Source organism: Streptomyces sp. NBC_00597 (assembly GCF_041431095.1).
Classification (GTDB): Bacteria; Actinomycetota; Actinomycetes; order Streptomycetales; family Streptomycetaceae; genus Streptomyces.
Map to the genome: position 1 here is coordinate 4002444 of NZ_CP107757.1, position 23106 is coordinate 4025549.

A 23106-nucleotide genomic window follows, 5' to 3' on the forward strand; every position below is an offset into this window, starting at 1 on the left:
ACCCATCACCCCACCAGACAAGCTGGCGAGTTCACTGGGGCCGGCACTGAAGACATGACCTTACGGCCGTACCTTCAGGACCCAACAACGTGCCAAGCACGATCCCCTCCACTTCACTGTGTTCCACGCCGAAGCAGTACTTACAGAGAGTTTTGGAAACCGTGCCAACTAATCAACGTTCCACCCATGAGCTGACCGTGCAGAACGTTTGTCTGCAATCGGTACTGTGCTCCTTAGAAAGGAGGTGATCCAGCCGCACCTTCCGGTACGGCTACCTTGTTACGACTTCGTCCCAATCGCCAGTCCCACCTTCGACAGCTCCCTCCCTTACGGGTTGGGCCACCGGCTTCGGGTGTTACCGACTTTCGTGACGTGACGGGCGGTGTGTACAAGGCCCGGGAACGTATTCACCGCAGCAATGCTGATCTGCGATTACTAGCAACTCCGACTTCATGGGGTCGAGTTGCAGACCCCAATCCGAACTGAGACCGGCTTTTTGAGATTCGCTCCACCTCACGGTATCGCAGCTCATTGTACCGGCCATTGTAGCACGTGTGCAGCCCAAGACATAAGGGGCATGATGACTTGACGTCGTCCCCACCTTCCTCCGAGTTGACCCCGGCGGTCTCCTGTGAGTCCCCATCACCCCGAAGGGCATGCTGGCAACACAGGACAAGGGTTGCGCTCGTTGCGGGACTTAACCCAACATCTCACGACACGAGCTGACGACAGCCATGCACCACCTGTATACCGACCACAAGGGGGGCACTATCTCTAATGCTTTCCGGTATATGTCAAGCCTTGGTAAGGTTCTTCGCGTTGCGTCGAATTAAGCCACATGCTCCGCTGCTTGTGCGGGCCCCCGTCAATTCCTTTGAGTTTTAGCCTTGCGGCCGTACTCCCCAGGCGGGGAACTTAATGCGTTAGCTGCGGCACCGACGACGTGGAATGTCGCCAACACCTAGTTCCCAACGTTTACGGCGTGGACTACCAGGGTATCTAATCCTGTTCGCTCCCCACGCTTTCGCTCCTCAGCGTCAGTAATGGCCCAGAGATCCGCCTTCGCCACCGGTGTTCCTCCTGATATCTGCGCATTTCACCGCTACACCAGGAATTCCGATCTCCCCTACCACACTCTAGCTAGCCCGTATCGAATGCAGACCCGAGGTTAAGCCTCGGGCTTTCACATCCGACGTGACAAGCCGCCTACGAGCTCTTTACGCCCAATAATTCCGGACAACGCTTGCGCCCTACGTATTACCGCGGCTGCTGGCACGTAGTTAGCCGGCGCTTCTTCTGCAGGTACCGTCACTTTCGCTTCTTCCCTGCTGAAAGAGGTTTACAACCCGAAGGCCGTCATCCCTCACGCGGCGTCGCTGCATCAGGCTTTCGCCCATTGTGCAATATTCCCCACTGCTGCCTCCCGTAGGAGTCTGGGCCGTGTCTCAGTCCCAGTGTGGCCGGTCGCCCTCTCAGGCCGGCTACCCGTCGTCGCCTTGGTGGGCCATTACCCCACCAACAAGCTGATAGGCCGCGGGCTCATCCTTCACCGCCGGAGCTTTTAACCCCCGCCCATGCAGGCAGGAGTATTATCCGGTATTAGACCCCGTTTCCAGGGCTTGTCCCAGAGTGAAGGGCAGATTGCCCACGTGTTACTCACCCGTTCGCCACTAATCCACCCCGAAGGGCTTCATCGTTCGACTTGCATGTGTTAAGCACGCCGCCAGCGTTCGTCCTGAGCCAGGATCAAACTCTCCATGAATGTTTACCCGTAATCGGGTGCACACGCACTTAGAGCGGGACGATCATGTCGGAATATGACCGACCGTCCACTGCGTCCTCGCTGTGTTGTTGCCTGCCCCGAAAGACAGGACTTTTTCAAAGGAACCTCATCCACCGAAGTGGACGGGGTATCAACTTCTGGCGTTGATTTTTGGCACGCTGTTGAGTTCTCAAGGAACGGACGCTTCCTTTGTACTCACCCTCTCGGGCTTTCCTCCGGGCTTTCGTTCTTCGTTTCCGACTCTATCAGACTCTTTCGTGTCCGATTCCCGGTCGAAGCGGGGTTCGCTTTCCAGGATTTCGCTTTCGCGTTTCCCTTTCCGGCGATGCCGACTCTATCAGAAGTTTTCCACCGGATTTCCCGGCTTCAGATTCCTGGAGGAGGAGTCGACCGTGCCCCATTGGAATTCAATTCCTTGGGGGCGAGAAAGATCTTAAACGATCGCTGCCGAACTTGTCCAGTTCGAGGCAACCGTTAAAATCTACCTCCCCGCGGCGACGGTGTCAATAGTCGCTGCGGGACGACGAGGAGACTAGCAGCTCAGCGGGGTCGTCCGCACATCAGGCGGCGGTCGGGAGCGTCGCCGCCTGGTCGGCGGCCTCGACGTCGCCCACCTCGCCGGCCCGCACGGCCCGGCCGCCGAGCACGTAGACGTACGTCAGGAACAGGGCCTCGGCGACGACGCCGATCGAGATGCGGGCCCAGGTCGGAAGGCCGGAGGGGGTTACGAAGCCCTCGATCAGGCCCGATGCGAACAGGACCACCGCCAGGCCGATCGCCATGCCCAGCGCGGCGCGGCCCTGTTCGGCGAGGGCGGCGCGGCGGGTGCGGGGGCCCGGGTCGATGACCGTCCAGCCGAGGCGCAGGCCGGTGCCCGCCGCCACGAACACGGCGGTCAGTTCGAGCAGGCCGTGCGGAAGGATCAGGCCGAGGAAGACGTCGAGGCGGCCCGCGGAGGCCATCAGGCCGATGCCGACGCCGAGGTTGAGCATGTTCAGGAAGAGGATCCAGAGCACCGGTATCCCGAGGAACGCGCCCAGCACCAGGCAGACCGCGGCCGCCTGGGCATTGTTCGTCCACACCTGGGCGGCGAACGAACCCGCCGGGTTGCTGGAGTAGTACGTCTCGTACCCGCCCCCCGGTTTCGTGAGCGCCTTCAGGTCGTCCGGGGCTGCGATCGCGCCCTGCACCTCCGGGTGCGTGGCTATCCACCAGCCGATGAGGACGCCGACCGCCGTGGACAGCAGCGCCGTCGGTATCCACCAGCGGCGGCTGCGGTAGACGGCGGCGGGGAAGCCGGCGGTGAAGAAGCGGGCCGCGTCGCGCCAGCCGGCCCGCCGGGCGCCCGTCACGGTGGCGCGGGCACGGGCGACGAGCTGCGTCAAACGGCCCGTGAGCATGGGGTCGGGGGTGCTGGACTGGATCAGCGAGAGGTGCGTGGACGTGCGCTGGTAGAGCGCGACCAGCTCGTCCGCCTCGGCACCGGTCAGCCTGCGGCCGCGGCCCAGGAGCTGTTCCAGGCGGTCCCATTCCGCCCGGTGGGCCGTGACGAAGACGTCGAGATCCATCCGGTTACCGCTCCCCTGCCCCAGGACCCGCTTCTGCTTACTCCTACCGTGGTCAGCTTGGCAGACTGGGAGACCCAAGGGGCGGGACCGGTCACGGGAAAGGTGTGCAGGGTGAGCGATCTGGTGACGGGGGACGCGGTCGTCCTGGGTTTGCGGCCGGCGAGACTGCCGAGCCGAGCGCTGGCGATCTTCCTCGACCTGCTCGTGTACCTCACGGGGTACCTGGTCATCTCGATCGGGCTGACCGTCGCGACCGCCTCGCTGGATCCCGCCGCGCAGGCCGCGGTGTCGGTGGCGAGTTTCCTGCTGGTGCTGGTCGGCGTGCCGATCGCGGTGGAGACGCTGTCCCACGGGCGTTCGCTCGGCAAGCTCGCCTGCGGGCTGCGGGTGGTCCGGGACGACGGCGGGCCGATCCGCTTCCGGCACGCGCTGGTGCGCGGGGCGATGGGGGTCGTGGAGCTGCTGATGACCTTCGGGGCCGTGGCCTGCATCGCGTCGCTGGTGTCGGCGCGGGGCCGGCGGCTCGGCGACGTGTTCGCGGGGGCGCTGGTCGTCCGGGAGCGGGTGCCGGGGGCGCGGGTCATGCCGGTGCCCCCGCCGCCGCCGTGGCTGGCCGGGCGGTTCTCCGGGCTGGACCTGTCGGCCGTACCGGACGGGCTGTGGCTGGCGATACGGCAGTACCTGACACGGATGAACCAGCTGGACCCGCAGGTGGGCGCCGCGATGGCGGCGCGGCTCGCGGATGATCTGGTGGCGCGTACGGGGGCACCGCCGCCGGTGGGGGTGCCGGCCGCGGCGTTCCTGATGGCCGTGGTGCACGAGCGGCAGGCCCGGGATGCGGCCCGCGCCTTCGGGCCGGTGGGTCCGGCGGGCTTCGGCGCCCCCGTTCCAGGTGGGCCCGTCCCGGCCGCGCCCGCGCTCGTCGCACCGGTGATGCCCGTGATGCCCGTGGGTCCGGCGGCTGCACCGGCCACCGCTCCTGCCCCGGCGGCCCCGCCCGCCGCGCCCGTGGAGCCCGTACGGCGGACCGGGTTCGCACCGCCCGCCTGAGCCGCTACTGCTCGAACGTCGAGGGCGGGGTCTCCAGGTGTTCCAGCTCGATGCCCGGCGCCGAGAGGACGACGTCGCCCGCCAGGTGGACCGTGTGGACCTCGCCGGTGTCCAGGGCGGTGACCTGGTACTCGTCCACGACGAGCGGGCCGCTGTCCGTCGCGTGCTCGGCCCGCCCGAGCAGGGCCCAGGCCTGGTCGACCGTACGGGGGGCCAGCACCGGGTCGGTGAGGGCGACGAGCCGGACCCGGGTCGCGGGGGCGCCGGGCGTCAGGCGCAGCAGGCGGGCCGTCGCCACGAGGAAGGCCGGCGAGGTGCCGGTGAAGCCCGCGGCGGCGACGTTGCCCTCGGTGGCCTCGGTGCCGGCGGGGTCGGAGCGCACCCAGGTGACGCCGTCGATGGCGGCGCCGCGGACCTGCCAGCTCGATGCGTTGAGTTCGAGGCGGATGGGGCGGCCGAGTTCGTCGACCGCCAGGTCGACGGATCCGCGGTGGTCGCCGTCGGGGCCGGTGAGCTGGGAGACGTAGCGCCAGCCGGAGGGGCCGGGCGCGCAGTGGAAGTGCTCTTCGCCGAGGGGGCTGTGGTCGTGCGGGTCGTGGAGCGAGTAGCGGCCGCGGGGCATCGTGTCGTTCCTTGCCTGGGTACGGGGGCAGGCCCCCGGCATCTCGCCGGGGGCCTGCGGGACGTGCTGGTGCTGCTGCCGCGTGCGGATCAGTAGCGGTAGTGGTCCGGCTTGTACGGGCCCTCGACCTTGACGCCGATGTAGTTGGCCTGCTCGGGGCGGAGCGTCGTGAGCTTGACGCCGAGGGCGTCCAGGTGGAGGCGGGCGACCTTCTCGTCGAGGTGCTTGGGCAGCACGTAGACGTCGGTCGGGTACTCCTCCGGCTTGGTGAAGAGCTCGATCTGGGCCAGGGTCTGGTCCGCGAAGGAGTTCGACATCACGAAGGACGGGTGGCCGGTCGCGTTGCCCAGGTTCAGCAGGCGGCCCTCGGAGAGGACGATGAGGACCTTGCCGTCGGGGAACTTCCAGGTGTGGACCTGCGGCTTGACCTCGTCCTTGACGATGCCGTCGATCTTGGCCAGACCGGCCATGTCGATCTCGTTGTCGAAGTGGCCGATGTTGCCCACGATCGCCTGGTGCTTCATCTTGGCCATGTCGGCGGCCATGATGATGTCCTTGTTGCCCGTGGTCGTGATGAAGATGTCGGCCGTCTCGACGACGTCGTCCAGCGTCGCGACCTGGAAGCCGTCCATGGCCGCCTGGAGCGCGCAGATCGGGTCGATCTCGGTGACGATGACGCGGGCGCCCTGGCCGCGCAGCGACTCGGCGCAGCCCTTGCCGACGTCGCCGTAGCCGAAGACGACCGCGACCTTGCCGCCGATGAGGACGTCGGTGGCGCGGTTGATGCCGTCGATGAGGGAGTGGCGGCAGCCGTACTTGTTGTCGAACTTCGACTTGGTGACGGCGTCGTTCACGTTGATGGCCGGGAAGAGCAGGCTGCCCTCGGCCATCATTTCGTACAGGCGGTGGACACCGGTGGTGGTCTCCTCGGTGACGCCGCGGATCTCGGACGCGAGCTGCGTCCACTTCTGCGGGGTCTCGCCGAGGGTGCGGTTCAGCAGGGTGAGGATGTGGCCGTACTCCTCGGAGTCCGCCGTGGACGGGTCCGGGGCGGAGCCGACCTTCTCGAACTCGACGCCCTTGTGGACGAGGAGGGTGGCGTCACCACCGTCATCGAGGATCATGTTCGGGCCGCCGGTGGGGGTGTTCGGCCAGGTCAGCGCCTGCTCCGTGCACCACCAGTACTCCTCCAGCGTCTCGCCCTTCCAGGCGAAGACGGGGACGCCCTGCGGGTTCTCGGGGGTGCCGTTCGGGCCCACCGCGATGGCGGCGGCCGCGTGGTCCTGGGTGGAGAAGATGTTGCAGGAGGCCCAGCGGACGTCGGCGCCGAGGGCGACCAGCGTCTCGATCAGGACGGCCGTCTGCACCGTCATGTGCAGGGAGCCGGTGATGCGGGCGCCGGCGAGCGGCTGGGCCGCGGCGTACTCGCGGCGGATCGACATCAGGCCGGGCATCTCGTGCTCGGCGAGGGTGATCTCCTTGCGGCCGAAGGCGGCGAGGGAAAGGTCGGCGACCTTGAAGTCCATGGGTACTGCTCCTCATGGGTCGAGAGGTGGGTACGGCTGAGCCGTGCATCGTCCGTGGGACGGTTGCACCGGGCGCTCAGTCCGTCGGGGGTCCTCTCTCCCCTCGGCCGGTCCCCGAGGACCGCCCGACCGCCATCAGCAGCGACGCCTGACACTATGCCAAACCTACACCGGTCGGCGGAACGTGCCCCGGCTGCCGGGAAAGAAGTTGCCACGTGAACGGCTGCGCGGAGGGCTGCGCGAAAGCCGCACGCACCTGCGGGCGGGGCCCGCCGGCGGGCAGGGTGCCCGGCCTTTCGGACTTTTGGTCGGCCCGGACGGTCCGGAGCGCCCGGTCGTGATCCGCGAGATCCGCCGGGCCGTACGATCTCCCGCGCACGCACAGCCGTTCGGGAGGGACACGTACATGGAGCGCACGCCGGGGCGAAGACTCGGGATGTGGGCGGTGGCGCTGCTGGCGCTCGGCGGGACGCTGGCCCTCGGGGTGACGGTGGCGACCGCCGTCCTGGTCGAGGACGGGTACACGTCCCGTTCCGTCCCGAGCGTGTCGATGGACCCGACGTACCGGCGCGGGGACACCGCCTACTTCACGCTCGGCGGTGGCAGCGGGATCCGGCGCGGGGACATCGCCCTGATCTCGGCTCCGACCTGGGTGCCGAAGGGGGACGTCCTGAAGCGGGTGGTGGCCCTCGGCGGGGACCGGATCTCGTACAAGGCGGGCGATCCCACGCTGGTGCTCAACGGCGTGCCGTTGGAGGAGCCCTACCTGAAGGACCGGGCCACCCCGGCGACGGCCTCCTTCGACGTGATCGTGCCCGAGGGGCGGATGTTCGTACTCGGCGACAACCGCGGCAACTCCAACGACTCGCGCATGCGGCTCTCCGACCACGACGGGACCCTGCCGGTGTCGGCGGTCCGGGGCAAGGCCGTCGCGGCGCCCGCGGGTTTCCTTGCGGCCGGCGCGGCCGGCCTCGTCGGGATCGCCCTGATCCTCGCCGGCGGCGGCGTGGGCGCCGCGGCCCTGGTGGTGCGCGGGCGGGCGCGGCGGAAGGGTCGACTCCAGCAGGTCGGGCAGGTGCAGGCGGTCGCCCGGTAGCACCGGCCCGTGCCGTCCGGTCGTACGAGGGCCCCCGCGGCGCGTCTGCGCTGCGGGGGCCCCGGCACGGAAGGGGTGGGGAGCGTCAGCCCTTCGCGGCGGCTTCCGCGTGGTAGATGTCCGGCTCCAGGTAGATCACGCGGGCGATCGGGACCGCCTCGCGGATCCTGGCCTCGGCCGCGTTGATGGCGTCGGCGATCTCGGTGGCCGTGTCGTCGTGCTGGACGGCGATCTTGGCGGCGACCAGGAGCTCCTCCGGGCCGAGGTGGAGGGTGCGCATGTGGATCACGCGGGTGACGACGTCGCCGTCGACGAGGGCGGCCCTGATCTTCTCGACGTCCTCCGTGCCGGCGGCCTCGCCGAGCAGCAGGGACTTGGTCTCGGCGGCCAGCACGATCGCGATGAGGATCAGCAGCGTGCCGATGCACAGGGTGCCGATGCCGTCCCAAACGCCGTCGCCGGTGGCGAGGGCGAGGCCGACGCCGCCGAGGGCGAGGACCAGGCCGACGAGTGCGCCGAAGTCCTCCAGTAGGACCACCGGCAGCTCGGGGGCCTTGGCGCGCCTGATGAACTGGCTCCAGGACAACGTGCCGCGGATCTCGTTCGACTCCTTGATCGCCGTCTTGAAGGAGAACCCCTCCGCGACGAGCGCGAAGAGGAGCACACCGATCGGCCAGTACCAGTCCTCGATGGGATGCGGGTGCTGGACCTTCTCGACTCCCTCGTAGATGGCGAACATGCCGCCGACGGTGAAGAGCACGATGGAGACGAGGAAGGCGTAGATGTAGCGTTCGCGCCCGTACCCGAAGGGGTGTTGCGGCGTCGCCTCGCGCTGGGCCTTCTTTCCGCCGAGGAGCAGCAGCCCCTGGTTCCCGGAGTCGGCCAGCGAGTGGACGCTTTCCGCGAGCATCGACGACGACCCACTGAAGACGAAGGCCACGAACTTGGCTACAGCGATGGCGAGATTGGCGGCGAGTGCCGCCACGATCGCCCTGGTACCGCCGGACGCGCTCATGGGTTTCTGAAGTCCCTTCCTCGGTACGGCGGCCCTGCCGGGGGCGCCGCGCTACGGCGGCACATTGTTGCAGCCGTGGCCGCGGACGCCACGTCAGACGGCGACGGTGGCCCGGAAGACAGTACCGATACCGGACAGTTCAACCTTTTCGCCCGCCGGGACGAAGACCGACTCCCCGGGGGACAGGGTCTCTTCGCCGACCTTAGGACGACCCGCCGTACACAGCAGGATCTGCGGGGCCGCGTCCGGGAGGGGGTGGGGGGCGGCGCCGGGGGCCAGGGCGAAGCGGGAGAGCCGGAACTCGTCGACGGGGGTCTCGTAGACCTCCTCGCCGTTGCCCTCGGGGCGCTGTACGGCCGGGTCACCGGGCTCGAACCGCACGATCTTCAGCAGCTCGGGCACGTCCACGTGTTTGGGGGTGAGTCCGGCGCGCAGCACGTTGTCGGAGTTGGCCAGCAGTTCCACGCCGAGGCCGTCGAGGTAGGCGTGCGGGACGCCGGCACCGAGGAACATGGCCTCGCCGGGCTGGAGTCGGACGTGGTTGAGGAGCATGGCCGCGATCACGCCCGGGTCACCGGGGAAGTGGTGGACGAGCTTGGCGTACGGCGCGTACGGGGCCCCGAGGCGTTCGACGGCGGCGCCCGCCTCGGCGACCGTACGGGCCATCTCGGCGCGGTCCGCGGTCAGTACGGCCGTGAGCATCTCGCGCAGTGCCGCCTCCTCCGGGTGGGCCCGGAGGAGGTCGACGTACGGCTTGAGGGAGTCCACCCCGAGGCCCGCGAGGAGCTCGGCGGCCTCCAGCGGCGCGCGGAACCCGCACAGGCCGTCGAAGGGGGTGAGCGCGCAGATCATCTCGGGCTTGTGGTTTGGGTCCTTGTAGTTGCGGTGGGCCGCGTCGATCGCAATCCCGCGGCGCTCCTCGTCGGCGTAGCCCGCCCCGGCCTGCTCCAGGTCGGGGTGGACCTGGAGGGAGAGCGGGGCTCCCGCCGCGAGGATCTTGAAGAGGAAGGGCAGCCGGGGGCCGAACTTGGCGACGGCGGCCGCGCCGAGCTCCCGCTCGGGGTCGGCGGCGATGACGTCCGCGAGGGTGGTCTCGCCGGCGCCCCGGTCGAGGCGCGACGGGGCGCTCGGGTGCGCGCCCATCCACATCTCGGCCTGGGGCTCCCCGGTGGGTTCGACGCCGAGGAGCCCGGGGATCGCGGTCGTCGATCCCCAGGCGTAGGGGCGGATCGTGTTCGTCAGGCGGTCCATCTTCGTCCGTCTTCCTGGATGAAGGGCCGGCACGGTGGCGTGCTCAGCCGTGTCCCCTGCTCGCCAGCGCCAGGTAGGCGGTGGCGAAATCCGTGACGGCGAGGAGCTCGGCGAGCTGTTCCAGTTCGCCGCCCTCCTCGGGTTCGAGCTCGCTGATGGCCGTGTCGTGGCTGAGGGCGAGCTCGCGCGCGGCCGGGGCGGCGCTGAGTCCGCCCGTGGGCCGGTCGCGCAGCAGGACGATGCGGGCGCGGAGGGCCTGGGGCTCCTCCACCCGGTCACGGAAGAAGTCTTCGGGATCGGCGCCGGCGGCGAAGGAGCCTGCGAGCAGGACCCCGTGGGCGGGCAGCGCCTCGGGGAGGTCGGCGGCGAGTGCGGGGCGGCCGGCGAGCTCGGCGAGGGTGGCGGCGAAGCGGCGGCCGGCCGGGCCCGCGCCCGCGCCCTCGCTCCAGATGAGCGGGAGGGAGTCGGCGAGCTCGGCGGCGAGCGTCTTCGCCGGGTTGGAGTACGTGGCGATGGCCGGTCCGCAGCGCTCGGCGGTGCGGTCGAGCCGGTCGGCGACGCGCTGGAGGGTCTCGGGCGCGGCGGTGATCAGGCCGACCTTGTCGAGGAGCACCAGCAGCGGCGTCAGCAGGGCCCACAGGGCTCCGGGTCCGGCCGCGGCGGACTCGTCGTACTCCTGGTACGGGGCCTTCGCCATCGGTACGAGGAGCCCGTGCGCGCCGTCCACGGCTTCGCTCAGCGGGGACCGCTCGGGCGCGACGGCGACGACGGTGCAGCCGCGCCGGTAGGCCTGCTCGGCGAGGACGGCGAGTCCGGGTTCGCTGCCGTCGGTGGTGGCGACGAGCAGCAGGTCGAGGGAGCCGGCCCAGCCGGGCAGCGCCCAGCGCAGGGCTCCGGCGGCGTGGGCGACGCCGGTGGGGTGCAGGCGGATGACGGGTGCGGAGGCTCCGGCGAGGGCGCCGAGCAGGTCGGCCACTCCGGTCGCGGCGGTGCCGGGCCCGGCGATGAGGACGGCGCGGGGCCGGCCGTCGGGGCGCAGGCCGTCGAGGCCGGCCTCGGTCGCGTGCCGGGCTGCGGTGCGGACTCTGGCCCCGGCCTCGGCGGCGCCGCGGAGCAGGCCGCGGCGGTCGGCGCGGGCGAGCTCGTCCGGTGCGTCGAGGAGCGACTCGTCGAGCATTTCGGCCTCCGGCTGGGTCAGAAGGGCGGGCGACTCGGTTGCTCGGGCGCCCGGCTGCGGGGGACGCCCCTGTGCTGCGTGTGCGTGCGGCCGCGGTCCGGACCGTGGCGGCCGCGGACCCCGGACCGTGGCGGCCCGGGCTCGGGCGGGCCGGCGCCTCAGGCGGGGCGGCGGGCCTCGTCGACGAGGAGGACGGGGATGCCGTCGCGGACCGGGTACGCGAGGCCGCAGTCCCGGCCGGTGCAGATCAGCTCGGGAGCCGCTTCGTCGGCCGACTTGTCCTCAAGGGGCGAGTGGCAGGCGGGGCAGGCGAGGATCTCCAGAAGGCCGGCTTCGAGCGGCATGGGGCGGTTCCCTTCGAACATGCGGATTGGGCGAGGTCAGCGTACCGCCGGGCCGCACGTCGCGCGGCCCGGCGGTGACACGGCGCTTACGCGCGGACGAGCGCGAGGACCTCGTCACGGACCTTGGCGAGGGTCGCCGGGTCGCGGGCTTCGACGTTGAGGCGCAGCAGCGGCTCGGTGTTGGAGGCGCGCAGGTTGAACCACCAGTCGGCGGAGGTGGCGGTCAGGCCGTCGAGCTCGTCGAAGGTGATGCCCTCGGTGGAGCCGTAGGCGGCCTTGACGGCGGCGAGGCGGTCGGCCTGGTCGGCGACGGTGGAGTTGATCTCGCCGGAGCCCTCGTAGCGGTCGTAGGAGGCGACCAGTTCGGAGAGCGGCCCGTCCTGGCCGCCGAGGGCAGCGAGGACGTGGAGCGCGGCGAGCATGCCGGTGTCCGCGTTCCAGAAGTCCTTGAAGTAGTAGTGCGCCGAGTGCTCGCCGCCGAAGATGGCGCCGGACCTGGCCATCTCCTCCTTGATGAAGGAGTGGCCGACGCGGGTGCGGACGGGGGTGCCGCCGTGCTCGCGGACGACCTCGGGGACGGACCAGGAGGTGATCAGGTTGTGGATCACGGTGCCGGCGCCGCCGTTGCGGGCCAGTTCGCGGGCCGCGACCAGGGCGGTGACGGCGGACGGGGAGACGCCCTCGCCGCGCTCGTCGACGACGAAGCAGCGGTCGGCGTCGCCGTCGAAGGCGAGGCCGAGGTCGGCGCCCTCGGCCTTCACGCGGGCCTGGAGGTCGACGAGGTTCTTCGGGTCGAGGGGGTTGGCCTCGTGGTTGGGGAAGGTGCCGTCGAGCTCGAAGTACATCGGGACGAGGTCGAGGGGCAGGCCCTCGAAGACGGTGGGGACGGTGTGGCCGCCCATGCCGTTGCCCGCGTCCACGACGACCTTCAGCGGGCGGATCGCGGTGAGGTCGACCAGGCCCTTGAGGTGGTCGGCGTACCCGGCGAGGGTGTCCCGCTCGGTGACGGTGCCCGGGACGGTGCCTTCCGCGACGGCGGGGGCGCCCTCCTCGGACCACCGCTCGACGCGTTCGCGGATCGTGGCGAGGCCGGTGTCCTGGCCGACCGGGGCGGCGCCGGCCCGGCAGAGCTTGATGCCGTTGTACCGGGCCGGGTTGTGCGAGGCGGTGAACATCGCGCCGGGCAGGTCGAGGATGCCGGAGGCGTAGTACAGCTGGTCGGTGGAGCACAGCCCGATCAGGGTGACGTCGACGCCGCGGGCGGCGGCGCCGCGCGCGAAGGCGCCGGACAGGGCGGGCGAGGAGGGCCGCATGTCGTGGCCGACGACGATCGCCGTGGCGCCGGTGACCTCCACGAAAGCAGCCCCGAACAGCTCGGCCAGCGACTCGTCCCACTCGTCGGGTACGACACCACGTACGTCGTACGCCTTGACGATGTTCGAAAGATCTGCGGCCACTGCCTGCCCTCCTGAGGTGCTGTGCGGTGGAGCAAACCTACCGTGCACGCAGAGGGGCTTTTCAGACCATGTGATGTCAGGAGTCGGGCGAGCGCAGGACGCGCAGGTGTCCGCGGCGGGTCTCCCCGGTGCCGCTGCCGCCCTTGCCGGGACCGGTGCCGCCGGCCTCGGCGGAGCGGTCGTACGGACGGGCCGCCTCACGCACGGCGTTGGCCAAGGCTTCGAGGTCGTCGCCGCTCGGGCGGGACGGCGCGGAGCCGTCGGTCAGGCGGACGACGTCCCAGCCGCGCGGGGCGGTCAGGCGCTCGGAGTGCTCGGCACACAGGTCGTAGCAGTGGGGCTCGGCGTAGGTGGCGAGCGGGCCGAGAACTGCGGTCGAATCGGCGTAGACGTACGTCAGTGTCGCGACGGCAGGGCGGCCGCACGCGGTGCGCGAACAGCGACGTACAGGGCTCACGACGTTGGACGGTACCGCACTCTTGACCGGGCCGCGACGACTCTCCCGCAGGCCACTCCCCGTGTCGTGCCCGCGGCGGGGCGCGGCGGGTCCGGAAAGGCCCGGGTGGGAAGGGCTCTGCGGGCTACGCTGCGGGGGTGACGGACACCCCCCTGCCCCCCGGCCCGCCCCGCTCCACCGAGCCTCCCGCCGAACCGCGGCCGCGCCGTCGCGACCGGCACGGGCGGGGCATGCGGGGGCCGCTGGCGCCGCCGCAGGTGCCGCTGTCGGCGAGCCGGGCGGAGCTGTTCGGGGACCTCGTACGGGACTCGGTCGAACGGCTGGAGCGGCGGTGGCCGCAGCTGGCGGAGGTGGAGTTCGTGGTCGCGGACGTGCCGGGGCCGCCGGGCGGTCCGGACGCCGGCTGGAACGACGAGGCGGTGCCGCTCGGCGCACTGTCGGAGGCGCCGGAGCCGGGCCGGCCGGCGCGGGTGGTGGTGTTCCGGCGGCCGGTGGAGATCCGGACGAAGAGCCGGGACGAGCGGGCGCTGCTCGTGCACGAGATCGTGGTGGAGCAGGTGGCGGAGCTGCTGGGGCTGTCCCCGGAGACGGTCGACCCCCGGTACGGCCAGGACTGACGGATCCGTCCCGACCGGACCGGGCCGGGACCGGGCTAGTCGGTCAGGACCGTGAGGTCCTGGGTGGCCTTGGGGACCGAGACCATCGCGTGGTCGTCCGACAGGGGCTGGATCGTGAACATCGGGATGCCCTCGTGGGGCAGCGTCAGGGTGCGGGACGCGTACACGGTGCCGCCGGAGACGGTCTCGACGGTCAGCGCGTAGGCACCCTTGGCGCCCGCCGGGGCCAGGGCCACCGTCTGGGTCGTGCCCGCCTTGACCGTGACCTCCTTCGAAGCCGGTTCCCCGGCCTCCGTGCCCGCCGACGCCGTCACCTTGACCTTCGCTTCGCCACCCACCGCCGTCAGCGAGAGCACCGTCGCGTTCTCGTCGGCCCGGTCGTCTGCGACCGTGGCCCGCGTTCCGACCGGCCCGGCCGCCGGGATGAACGCCATCTCCTGCTTGGCGCCGCTGCCGCGGACCACGTGGACGGCCGCCACCACCGGAACGGCCTTCTTGCCGTTCGCCGGGGTCAGCACCAGCGAGCCCGCCTCGCCGCGGGTCACGTCCTTGAGGTCGAGGCTCGCCGTCATGCCGCCCTTGAGGTGCAGCTGTTCGTTGCCCGCCGGGCTGATCGAACCGTTCGGGCCGGCCAGCTTGACGGTGAGGTCCGCGTCCTCCTCGCCGGGGGCGAAGGCCACCAGCCGTACGGAGGTGGCGTCCGCCGGGATCCCGGGCAGTACGAGCGAGCCGGCCGGGTCGGCGGAGGCCGCCAGCCAGTCGGCGCCCACCCCTTCCTCGCCGACCTGCACGGAGGCCCCGACCCGGCCCGCACGGGTCGTCACGTGGGCGGTGACGTCCGCGAGCTGGGCGCCGGGGGCGAGGGAGGCCAGCGAGACGGCCTTGGTGGACTTGGGGTCGATGCGGATGTTCTCGCCGGTGCCGCCCTCGGACTTGACCGCCCCGTCCGGGCCGAACATCTTGATGTCGATCACGGCCGCCGTGGCGTCCGGGTTGGTGAGGTGCACGTAGTCCTCGCGCCCCTTGGCCGTACTCGCGCCGGGGAACCAGAAGTCGGTGCCCGGCGTGGTGCAGCCGACGCCGAGGACGCCGCGTGCCCGGCCGACCGCGACCTTCGTGGTCTGCTGCGCCGTCCAGCCGGGGGCCAGGACGCCGTCGGCGACACCCGTCAGCGCGGGTGCTTCCGCGCCGGAGGCGGTCGCCCCGGCGGGCTTGGCGCGCTCCTTGAGCTCCAGCACCGGCTTGGCCTCCTTGGTCGCGCCGAGCAGCCGGGCCGTGCCCTTGCCGCCGGCACCGGCCGCGCCGGGGGTGATCGCCGTGTACGTGGTCTCCGCGATGTCCGAGGAGCTGGGCGCCGGGCAGACCAGCGCGGACCGCTCCACCGGCATCCGGGCCGCGGCCGCCGTCTTGGCGTCGGCTGCCGGGGCGGCGGGGGCCGTGAGCTGGGCGATGCCGGTGACGGCCGCCAGGGCCGCGACCGCAGCCGCCAGCGTCAGGGGTGCGCGCTGCTTCACTGCTGGGGGCTCCCGTCCGGACGCGGCTGTTGCTGTCCGTAGGTGTCGTACGGCTGCTCGTGGGGCTGCTCGTGCGGCGGGTAGGGGTACGGCTGCTGCTGCGGCTGCGGCGGGTACGCCTGCTGGGGGTCGTAGCCCTGCTGCGGGTACGGGTACTGCTCGTACTCCGGGGCCTGGGCGGGCGCCGGCACGTACGGCTGCTGGGGCTGCTGGGGCTGCTGGGGCTGCTGGGGCTGCTGGGGCTGCTGGGGCTGCTGCTCGTAGGCGTAGCCCTGGTCGCCGTACGTCTGGTACGCGTACGCGTCGTCGCCGTACACCGGCTGCGCCGGGATCCCGGCGTACGGATCGGCGACCGCGCCCCCGGCCTCCGCGGCGCCGGCCGGCGCCGCGGAGGCCGGGGACTGCGCCTCGGCGCGCAGCCGGCGGGCCCGGCGGCCTTCGCCGGCCTCGCCCGCGGCGGCGCGGTCGGCGGCCTCGGTCTCCTCTTCCGGCAGGTCGTCGTCGAGGCGCGCCCGGCGGCCCGGCAGGGCCATGACGAGCAGCACGAGCGCGAGCAGGCCCTGGGCCCAGTGCCAGGCCGTGCGGGTCAGCGCGTCCTGGTGGACGAGGTCGAGGCGGCCGCCGGCGGCGGGGAGTTCGAAGCCCTGGGCCCAGCCGTCGAGGGTCTTGGGCTTGAGGGGCTTGCCGTCGAGCGTGGCCTGCCAGCCGGGGGCGGCGGTGTCCGCGATGCGCAGCACGCGGCCGGCCTCGCCGGCCGGGATCTTGGTGTGGACGTCCACGGGTCCGGAGGCGACCGGGATGGGGGCCTCGCCGGGCTTGCCGGAGACGATGGTGGCGCGGGCGACCTGGCGGTCCACCCGCCACAGGGCGCTGCCGTCGAGCTGGCTGAGGCGGCTGAGGCCGGGGGTGGCGTCGAGGACCTTGCGCATCTGCTGCGGGGCCCGGTCGCGGACCAGGACGTAGCGGATGGCGAACCCGCTGAGCTGGTCGCTCTGGTCGGCGCCGGAGCCGGCGACGAGGCTGGAGACGACCTTGTCGAGCCGGGGGCTGCTGCCGGCCGCGGCTGCGGTCTCGGCGTCGCCGAGGCGTCCGCCGGAGCCGCGGACCAGGGTGTAGGAGACGGTGGCGGGCGAGGCGCCGCCGAGGACGAGGGTGCGGGCCTGGTCGCGGGTGCTGCTCTCCTCGGCGACGAAGGCGGGGACCTGGACCGGGTCGCGGCGTTCCAGGGGGCCGTCGGCGCCGCTGATCATCCAGCCGGCGGCGCCGAGCAGCGGTCCGGCGGCCGCCGCGAGCGCGATCAGCGCGGCGAGCGGCTGGCGCCAACCGAAGCTGCTGGCGGCGACGCGCTCCTTGGCGCCGTCGGCGCCGACGACTGCGGCGGCGAGCAGGGCCAGTCCGTAGACGAGGGTGGCGGGCCCGGCCCAGCCGGTGCGGTTGACGACGACGGCCAGCAGCAACGCGGCGAGGGCGGTGGCCCAGGCGGTGCGGACGGCGAACTGCCGCTCGGCGCGCAGCAGGGCGGCCACGGCGGCGAGGACGGTGCCGACGAGCAGCAGGCCACCGGCGGTGCGGGGGCCGCCAGGGCTGAAGCCGAGCAGGTCCAGGGCGGTGGCCGAGCCGGATCCGTACGGCAGTCCGGCTTCGTGCAAGAACCGGTCGGGATGCGTGAGCAGGCTCAGCGACCAGGGGGCGAGCACGACGAGCGGGACGGCGAGGGTGGCGAGCAGCCGCAAGCCGTACGTCTTCCACTCGGCGCGGTGCAGCACGAGGGCGGCGGTGCCGAGGACGGCGGCGAGCGGCCACACGACGGGGGTGAAGGCGACGGCCAGGCTCAGCAGGAGGGTGTACGTCCACACCGGGCGCCAGCCCGCCCGGTCGCCCTCGGCCACGCCGAACCCGAAGGCGGCGACGGCCGAGCGGGCGATGAGGGGGAGCAGGACGGCGAGGACGGCGGTGCCGAGGCGGCCGCCGGCGAGGGCGCCGGTGACGGCGGGCAGGAAGGCGTAGGCGACGGCGGCCCAGGCGCGCAGCAGCCGGGATTCGACCAGGGGCCGGGAGGCGAAGTAGGCGGTGAGCCCGGCGAGCGGGACCGAGCAGACCAGCAGCAGGGTCAGGGCGGCGCTGGTGGAGCCGAACAGCAGGGTGGCGAAGGCACCGAGTACGGCGAGGTAGGGGGGCGCCCCGACGGTGGAGCCGGTGGCGACGGGCTGCCAGTCGTGGGTGTAGCCGCGCCAGAGGTCGAGTCCGCTGTCGGGGGCGGGCAGCAGGGCGCCGCCCATGAGGGAGCCGCCGCCGAGCAGGGCGCGGCAGGCGATGACGGAGACGAGCAGGAGGAGGGCGAAGAGGACGGGCGCGGGGTTGCGGGCGATCCGCTTCAGGCGCGCGAACTGTTCGATCTCCAGGTAGTCGGCGTCGTCGCCGCCGGGGCCTGATTCGACGGCTCCGCCGTGTCGTCCGATGGTGGCCGTGTCGTGGTCGCGGTTTCCGCCGAAGTACCCGGCGAGCTGTTCGGCGTTGGCCCGCAGGCTCGCGCCGGGCGGCGGGAAGAGGGGGCGCAGTTCCTTGGCGGGGACGGCGGGGCGGCCGCGTCTGCGTCGGGCGCCGAGGATCCGGCCGGGGCGCAGCAGGGTGGCGAGGAGGCCGGTGATCTCGTCGACGGCCTGGCCGGGGGCCTTGCCGACGAGGTAGGCGAGGGTGCGCAGCACGGTGCCGACGAGGACGCGCAGCAGGACGTACGGCAGGGCGCGGCCGGAGCTGTTGACGAGGACGGTGTAGACGGCGCCGGCCTTGTCGACGCGGTGCGGGCTGGAGCTCGTCCGTCCGGCGCAGTCGACGGTGCGGCGCTCGCGGGCGGAGGCCTCGGCGTGGCGCAGGACGGCGTCGGGGGCGACGAGGACGGTGTGGCCGGCACTCTGGGCCCGCCAGCAGAGGTCGACGTCGTCGCGCATGAGGGGCAGACGGCGGTCGAAGCCGCCGAGGGCGTCGTACACGTCGCGGCGCACGAGCATGCCCGCGGTGGAGACGGAGAGGACGGGGCGGACCTGGTCGTGCTGGCCCTGGTCCTGTTCGCGGCGGTCGAGGCCGGTCCAGCGGCGGCCGCTGCGGGCGATGGTGACGCCGGCTTCGAGGAGCTGCTTCTTGTCGTACCAGCCGCGCAGCTTGGGGCCGATCACGGCGGCGTCGGGGTTCTCCTCGGCGACGCGCAGCAGTTCGGTGAGTGCGTCGGGCTCGGGGGCGCAGTCGTCGTGGAGCAGCCAGAGCCACTGGACGGGTTCGCCGTGGGGGAGTTCGGGCAGGTCGTAGGCGTCGTCGCGCCAGGTGCGGCTGACGGGGTCCCAGCCGCTGGGGCGCTTGAGGTACGGGAGGTCCTCGGGGCTCAGGGGTCCCACGGCGCGGGCGGCTTCGTCGACGGCGGCGCCGAAGCCGGTGCGGCGGGCGAGGTGCAGGACGCGGTCCTCGCCGAAGGCTTCGCCGAGCAGGCGTGCGGAGTCGTCGGCACTGCCGGTGTCGGCCGCGATGTGGCTCTGGGCGGGGCGTTCCTGGCCGAGGAGGCCGGCGAGCGTCTTGGGCAGCCAGCGAGCGCCGTCGTGGGCGACGAGGACCGCGGTGACGACGTGCCGGGGGAACTCGGGTGTGGCGGCAGCCTGGTAGGAGGCCGTCGACTGGCTGTGCAGGGACATCGCTCTACTGGCCCTCCGGCCTGGGGTTCCCCCCGGACGCGCGGTCCGGGGAGGGGGTCCGGGGGTGGTGTGCTCCCGGAGGCTGCTGGACAGCGCCCCACACTAACGGCTGGAAACACAGCGGTCCGCCTCCTGCGGGGAAGGTGCAGGAGGCGGACCGTTTGCTCTGCTCATTGCTCTGTCGTGCGCGTGGTGGTGCGGGTGGTGGTGCGCACCTGTGCGTGTTGCTCTGCTTACTCAGACCGCTGCTTTTTTCAGCCGTCGGCGCTCGCGCTCGGACAGGCCGCCCCAGATGCCGAATCGCTCGTCGTTGGCGAGTGCGTACTCAAGGCATTCGGAGCGGACTTCGCAGGCGAGGCAGACCTTCTTGGCCTCGCGGGTGGAGCCGCCCTTCTCGGGAAAGAAGGACTCGGGGTCGGTCTGGGCGCACAGAGCGCGCTCCTGCCATCCGAGCTCTTCGTCCGCCTCCTCGACCAGCAGTTCCTGAAACAGCTCGGTCATGTGCGCCCCTCGCTCTGTCTGTGCGTCCCCGTGGTGATGTCGTTACTCATCGCTACGTAACGACACGAGTGAAATTACAAGTGGGTGGCTCCAGCGCAGTCAAGCCGAGATCTGCTATTGGGCCCCTTATTCACTCTGCGGAACCAAGCGTATGCAGAAAGTGTTCATATCGCCAAAAATCGTGACACATGCATCTGACGCCACACTGCGCCCGTCTTCACCCGCAATCGACGCGACACCTTGGAAGGTGGTTGCAATCAAGCCAAAGAAGCGGCGCAGATCACATTTCGATCACGGGACGGCGATTCGGGTTTGGACGGAGCAAGTGCGTGTCGTGGAGCGCCACCTCCCCTACATCGGTTTGCACAAACCTTTCTCCCAGCGCAGCAACCGGATCAGATGAAACTTTTGCGGCAAACGAGGCATTGGGTTGACAGTCCGGCCTTCGACCCGGTCTCCTTGTCCCCATGTCAGTGACCTCGGCCGCCACCCGGACCCCCATTCGTGGGTTCCTGAGTGCTGCCCAGGTTCGCTGTTGCTGTTGCAGCTGTTGATGCCTTCGGAGCTTCGGCTCCCCTGAGCTCCGGCCACCCCCACAGCGACCGCCAGCACGACTGACATCCGTCGAGGACACCCCCACGATGAACAGCGCCCCCACCACCACCTCCGTCCCCACCCCCCTCGCCGTCGAGAGCGACCTCCAGATCGCCGGCGACATCCTCTCCGTCCAGCACCTCCTCCAGCCCGCCCGCGAACACCCGGTCACCGTCGCCGAGTTCGTCGGCCTGGCCCGCTCCATCGCCGCGAACCGCGCCGAATGGGAGCACCTGGTCGAGTACGACGCCACCACCCGGTGGTACCACCGGCTGCGCACCGGCCCCGGCTACGAGGTCTGGCTGCTCAGCTGGGTCCCCGGCCAGGGCAGCGGCCTGCACGACCACGGCGCCTCCTCCGGCGTCCTGACCGTCCTCGACGGCGAGCTCACCGAGCACGGCCCGCGCGGACCCCTCACCCTCGGCGCCGGCTCCCAGCGCGTCTTCGCCCCCGGCTACGCCCACGAGGTCGTCAACGACACCCTCGACGGAGCGGTCAGCCTGCACGTGTACTTCCCCGGCCTGACCGAGATGCCGATGCACAGCTGCTCCCCGGCCCAGCAGGAGCACGTACCCGCCTGACAGACTGCCGTGCATGCGCATTGTTGTTCTGGCCGGCGGCATCGGCGGCGCCCGTTTCCTCCGCGGACTCAAGTCGGCGGTTCCCGACGCGGACATCACGGTCATCGGCAACACCGGTGACGACATCCACCTGTTCGGGCTGAAGGTGTGCCCCGATCTGGACACGGTGATGTACACCCTCGGCGGTGGCATCAACGAGGACCAGGGCTGGGGCCGCACCGACGAGTCCTTCACCGTCAAGGAGGAGCTCGCGGCGTACGGGGTCGGACCCACCTGGTTCGGCCTCGGTGACCGCGACTTCGCGACCCACATCGTCCGTACGCAGATGCTCGGCGCGGGCTATCCGCTCAGCGCCGTCACCGAGGCCCTCTGCGACCGCTGGCAGCCCGGCGTCCGGCTGCTGCCCATGTCCGACGACCGCGTCGAGACCCACGTCGCCGTCACCGACCCCGACACCGGCGAACGCCGCGTCATCCACTTCCAGGAGTACTGGGTCCGCCTGCGCGCCTCCCTCGACGCCGAGGCGGTCGTACCCGTCGGCGCCGAACAGGCCAAGCCCGCTCCCGGCGTACTGGAGGCCATCGCGGCCGCCGACCTGATCGTCCTCCCGCCCTCCAACCCGGTCGTCTCCGTCGGCACCATCCTCGCCGTGCCCGGCATCCGCGAGGCCGTGGCCGCCGCCGCGGCTCCCGTCATCGGCCTCTCCCCCATCGTCGGGGGCGCGCCCGTGCGCGGGATGGCCGACAAGGTGCTGGCCGCCGTCGGCGTCGAAGCCACCGCGGCGGCCGTCGCACTGCACTACGGCGGCGAACTCCTCGACGGCTGGCTCGTGGACACCGCCGACGCGGACGCCGTCGCCGAGGTGGAGGCCGCCGGGATCGCCTGCCGCGCGGTACCGCTGATGATGACCGACGTGGCCGCCACCGCCGAGATGGCCCGCGCCGCACTGGCCCTCGCGGAGGCCTCCCGGTGAGCGCTCCCTCGTACGAGGTGCGCGCCGTCGCCGGGATCCCGGAGGTCCGCCCCGGCGACGACCTCGCCCGGCTGATCGCGGCGGCCGGACCCGGACTGCGCGACGGGGACGTCCTGCTGGTCACCTCGAAGATCGTCTCCAAGGCGGAGGGCCGGATCGTCCGCGCTGACTCCCGCGAGGACGCCATCGACGCGGAGACCGTACGTGTCGTCGCCCGTCGCGGCCCGCTGCGGATCGTCGAAAACCGACAGGGCCTCGTCATGGCGGCGGCCGGCGTCGACGCGTCCAACACCGAGCCGGGCACCGTACTGCTGCTGCCCGAGGACCCCGACGCGTCGGCCGCCGCGATCCGCGCCGGTCTGCGGGAACTGCTGTCCGTCGACGTCGGCGTCCTCGTGACCGACACCTTCGGGCGTCCCTGGCGCACCGGACTCACCGACGTGGCGATCGGCTCGGCCGGCGTACGGGTCCTGGACGACCTGCGCGGCGGCACCGACGCCCACGGCAACCCGCTGAGCGCGACGATAGTGGCCACGGCGGACGAGCTCGCCGCGGCCGGGGACCTGGTCAAGGGCAAGGCGGCGGGGCTCCCGGTCGCGGTCGTGCGCGGCCTGGGCCACGTGCTCGGCGAGGGTTCGACGGCGGCCGACCTGGTGCGCTCGCCGGCCGACGACATGTTCCGGCTGGGCACCTCGGAGGCAGTACGGGAAGCCGTGACGCAGCGCCGCACCGTACGGGCCTTCACCACGGAGCCGGTGGATCCCGGCGCGGTCCGCCGCGCGGTCGCCGCCGCGGTGACGGCCCCGGCGCCGCACCACACGACGCCGTGGCGGTTCGTCCTCCTGGAGTCTGCGACGGCCCGGGTGGAGCTGCTGGACGCGATGCGGGACGCCTGGGTCGAGGACCTGCGGCGCGACGGCAAGTCCGAGGAGTCCATCGCCCGGCGGATCCGGCGCGGGGACGTGCTGCGCCAGGCCCCGTACCTGGTCGTGCCGTGCATGGTCACGGACGGCGCGCACGACTACGGCCACGCCCGGCGCGATGCCGCCGAGCGCGAGATGTTCGTGGTCGCGACGGGCGCGGGCGTCCAGAACTTCCTGGTCGCACTGGCCGGGGAGCGGCTGGGCTCGGCGTGGGTGTCCTCGACGATGTTCTGCCGGGACGTCGTGCGCAAGGTCCTCGGGCTGCCCGAGAGCTGGGAGCCGATGGGGGCGGTGGCCGTGGGCCACGCCGCGGCGGCACCGGCGCAGCGACCCGCGCGGTCCGCGGAGGAGTTCATCGAGGTCCGCTAGGCCTTGCC

General features: G+C 71.6%; 18 protein-coding genes and 1 rRNA gene. 6 read left to right on the forward strand and 13 right to left on the reverse strand.

Features of this window, described 5'->3' with window-relative positions; translation table 11 throughout:
* Positions 1–237: 237 nt before the first annotated feature.
* Together OG974_RS17850 and OG974_RS17855 are read right to left on the reverse strand one after the other, a co-directional pair.
* Positions 238–1762 (reverse strand): 16S ribosomal RNA (locus OG974_RS17850).
* Between the two features lie 581 nt (positions 1763–2343).
* Positions 2344–3351 (reverse strand): stage II sporulation protein M, encoded by a 1008-nt coding sequence (locus OG974_RS17855; protein WP_327283693.1) that lies wholly within the window; start codon positions 3349–3351, stop codon positions 2344–2346.
* Between the two features lie 111 nt (positions 3352–3462).
* Between OG974_RS17855 and OG974_RS17860 the strand changes: the two genes are divergently transcribed.
* Positions 3463–4401, forward strand: a complete 939-nt coding sequence (locus tag OG974_RS17860; protein WP_327283694.1) for an RDD family protein — start codon at positions 3463–3465, stop codon at positions 4399–4401.
* Positions 4402–4405: 4 nt separating this feature from the next.
* Here OG974_RS17860 and OG974_RS17865 read toward each other — a convergent pair whose 3' ends face one another.
* Together OG974_RS17865 and ahcY are read right to left on the reverse strand one after the other, a co-directional pair.
* Entirely contained in the window at positions 4406–5023 is a 618-nt protein-coding gene (locus OG974_RS17865) for a hypothetical protein (protein ID WP_327283695.1), read from the reverse strand.
* 89 nt (positions 5024–5112) lie between these two features.
* Positions 5113–6549, reverse strand: coding sequence for an adenosylhomocysteinase (ahcY, locus tag OG974_RS17870; RefSeq protein WP_327283696.1), 1437 nt, complete (start codon positions 6547–6549; stop codon positions 5113–5115).
* Between the two features lie 406 nt (positions 6550–6955).
* Between ahcY and lepB the strand changes: the two genes are divergently transcribed.
* Positions 6956–7645 (forward strand): signal peptidase I, encoded by a 690-nt coding sequence (gene lepB, locus OG974_RS17875; RefSeq protein ID WP_328762945.1) that lies wholly within the window; start codon positions 6956–6958, stop codon positions 7643–7645.
* 85 nt (positions 7646–7730) lie between these two features.
* Here the strand turns inward: lepB and OG974_RS17880 are convergent, their stop codons facing one another.
* The 6 genes from OG974_RS17880 to OG974_RS17905 all read right to left on the reverse strand — a co-directional run bounded on the left by OG974_RS17880 (position 7731) and on the right by OG974_RS17905 (position 13397).
* Complete coding sequence (locus tag OG974_RS17880; RefSeq protein ID WP_327283698.1) at positions 7731–8660, reverse strand: cation diffusion facilitator family transporter; 930 nt, start codon at positions 8658–8660, stop codon at positions 7731–7733.
* A gap of 93 nt (positions 8661–8753) precedes the next feature.
* Positions 8754–9911 (reverse strand): mannose-6-phosphate isomerase, class I, encoded by a 1158-nt coding sequence (gene manA / locus OG974_RS17885; RefSeq protein WP_371643715.1) that lies wholly within the window; start codon positions 9909–9911, stop codon positions 8754–8756.
* A 43-nt stretch (positions 9912–9954) separates the two neighbouring features.
* Positions 9955–11088 carry an SIS domain-containing protein gene (locus OG974_RS17890; RefSeq protein WP_327283700.1) on the reverse strand — a complete coding sequence of 378 codons (1134 nt, stop codon included), beginning with the start codon at positions 11086–11088 and terminating at the stop codon, positions 9955–9957.
* A gap of 158 nt (positions 11089–11246) precedes the next feature.
* On the reverse strand, positions 11247–11432 hold the full coding sequence (locus OG974_RS17895) for a Trm112 family protein (RefSeq protein ID WP_030296876.1): 186 nt from the start codon (positions 11430–11432) through the stop codon (positions 11247–11249).
* An 86-nt stretch (positions 11433–11518) separates the two neighbouring features.
* Entirely contained in the window at positions 11519–12889 is a 1371-nt protein-coding gene (locus tag OG974_RS17900) for a phosphomannomutase/phosphoglucomutase (RefSeq protein WP_327283701.1), read from the reverse strand.
* A 76-nt stretch (positions 12890–12965) separates the two neighbouring features.
* Complete coding sequence (locus OG974_RS17905) at positions 12966–13397, reverse strand: DUF3499 domain-containing protein (protein ID WP_327285664.1); 432 nt, start codon at positions 13395–13397, stop codon at positions 12966–12968.
* Between the two features lie 86 nt (positions 13398–13483).
* Between OG974_RS17905 and OG974_RS17910 the strand changes: the two genes are divergently transcribed.
* Entirely contained in the window at positions 13484–13963 is a 480-nt protein-coding gene (locus tag OG974_RS17910) for a metallopeptidase family protein (protein ID WP_371643717.1), read from the forward strand.
* 35 nt (positions 13964–13998) lie between these two features.
* On the opposite strand, the gene OG974_RS17915 is transcribed toward OG974_RS17910, so the two are convergent.
* The 3 genes from OG974_RS17915 to OG974_RS17925 all read right to left on the reverse strand — a co-directional run bounded on the left by OG974_RS17915 (position 13999) and on the right by OG974_RS17925 (position 19658).
* Positions 13999–15477 carry a DUF5719 family protein gene (locus OG974_RS17915; protein ID WP_327283702.1) on the reverse strand — a complete coding sequence of 493 codons (1479 nt, stop codon included), beginning with the start codon at positions 15475–15477 and terminating at the stop codon, positions 13999–14001.
* Entirely contained in the window at positions 15474–19157 is a 3684-nt protein-coding gene (locus OG974_RS17920) for a glycosyltransferase (RefSeq protein ID WP_371643720.1), read from the reverse strand. The genes OG974_RS17915 and OG974_RS17920 overlap by 4 nt, the downstream gene beginning before the upstream one ends.
* Before the next feature lie 237 nt (positions 19158–19394).
* A complete protein-coding gene (locus OG974_RS17925; protein ID WP_003983763.1) occupies positions 19395–19658 on the reverse strand; it encodes a WhiB family transcriptional regulator in 264 nt (87 codons plus the stop codon).
* Between the two features lie 641 nt (positions 19659–20299).
* On the opposite strand from OG974_RS17925, the gene OG974_RS17930 reads away from it, so the two are divergent.
* The 3 genes from OG974_RS17930 to OG974_RS17940 are packed head-to-tail and all read left to right on the forward strand — an operon-like array spanning position 20300 to position 23098.
* Positions 20300–20833, forward strand: a complete 534-nt coding sequence (locus OG974_RS17930; RefSeq protein ID WP_327283704.1) for a cysteine dioxygenase family protein — start codon at positions 20300–20302, stop codon at positions 20831–20833.
* Between the two features lie 13 nt (positions 20834–20846).
* Positions 20847–21806, forward strand: coding sequence for a 2-phospho-L-lactate transferase (cofD, locus tag OG974_RS17935; protein WP_327283705.1), 960 nt, complete (start codon positions 20847–20849; stop codon positions 21804–21806).
* Positions 21803–23098, forward strand: a complete 1296-nt coding sequence (locus OG974_RS17940; RefSeq protein ID WP_327283706.1) for a coenzyme F420-0:L-glutamate ligase — start codon at positions 21803–21805, stop codon at positions 23096–23098. The genes cofD and OG974_RS17940 overlap by 4 nt, the downstream gene beginning before the upstream one ends.
* Positions 23099–23106 lie beyond the last annotated feature (8 nt).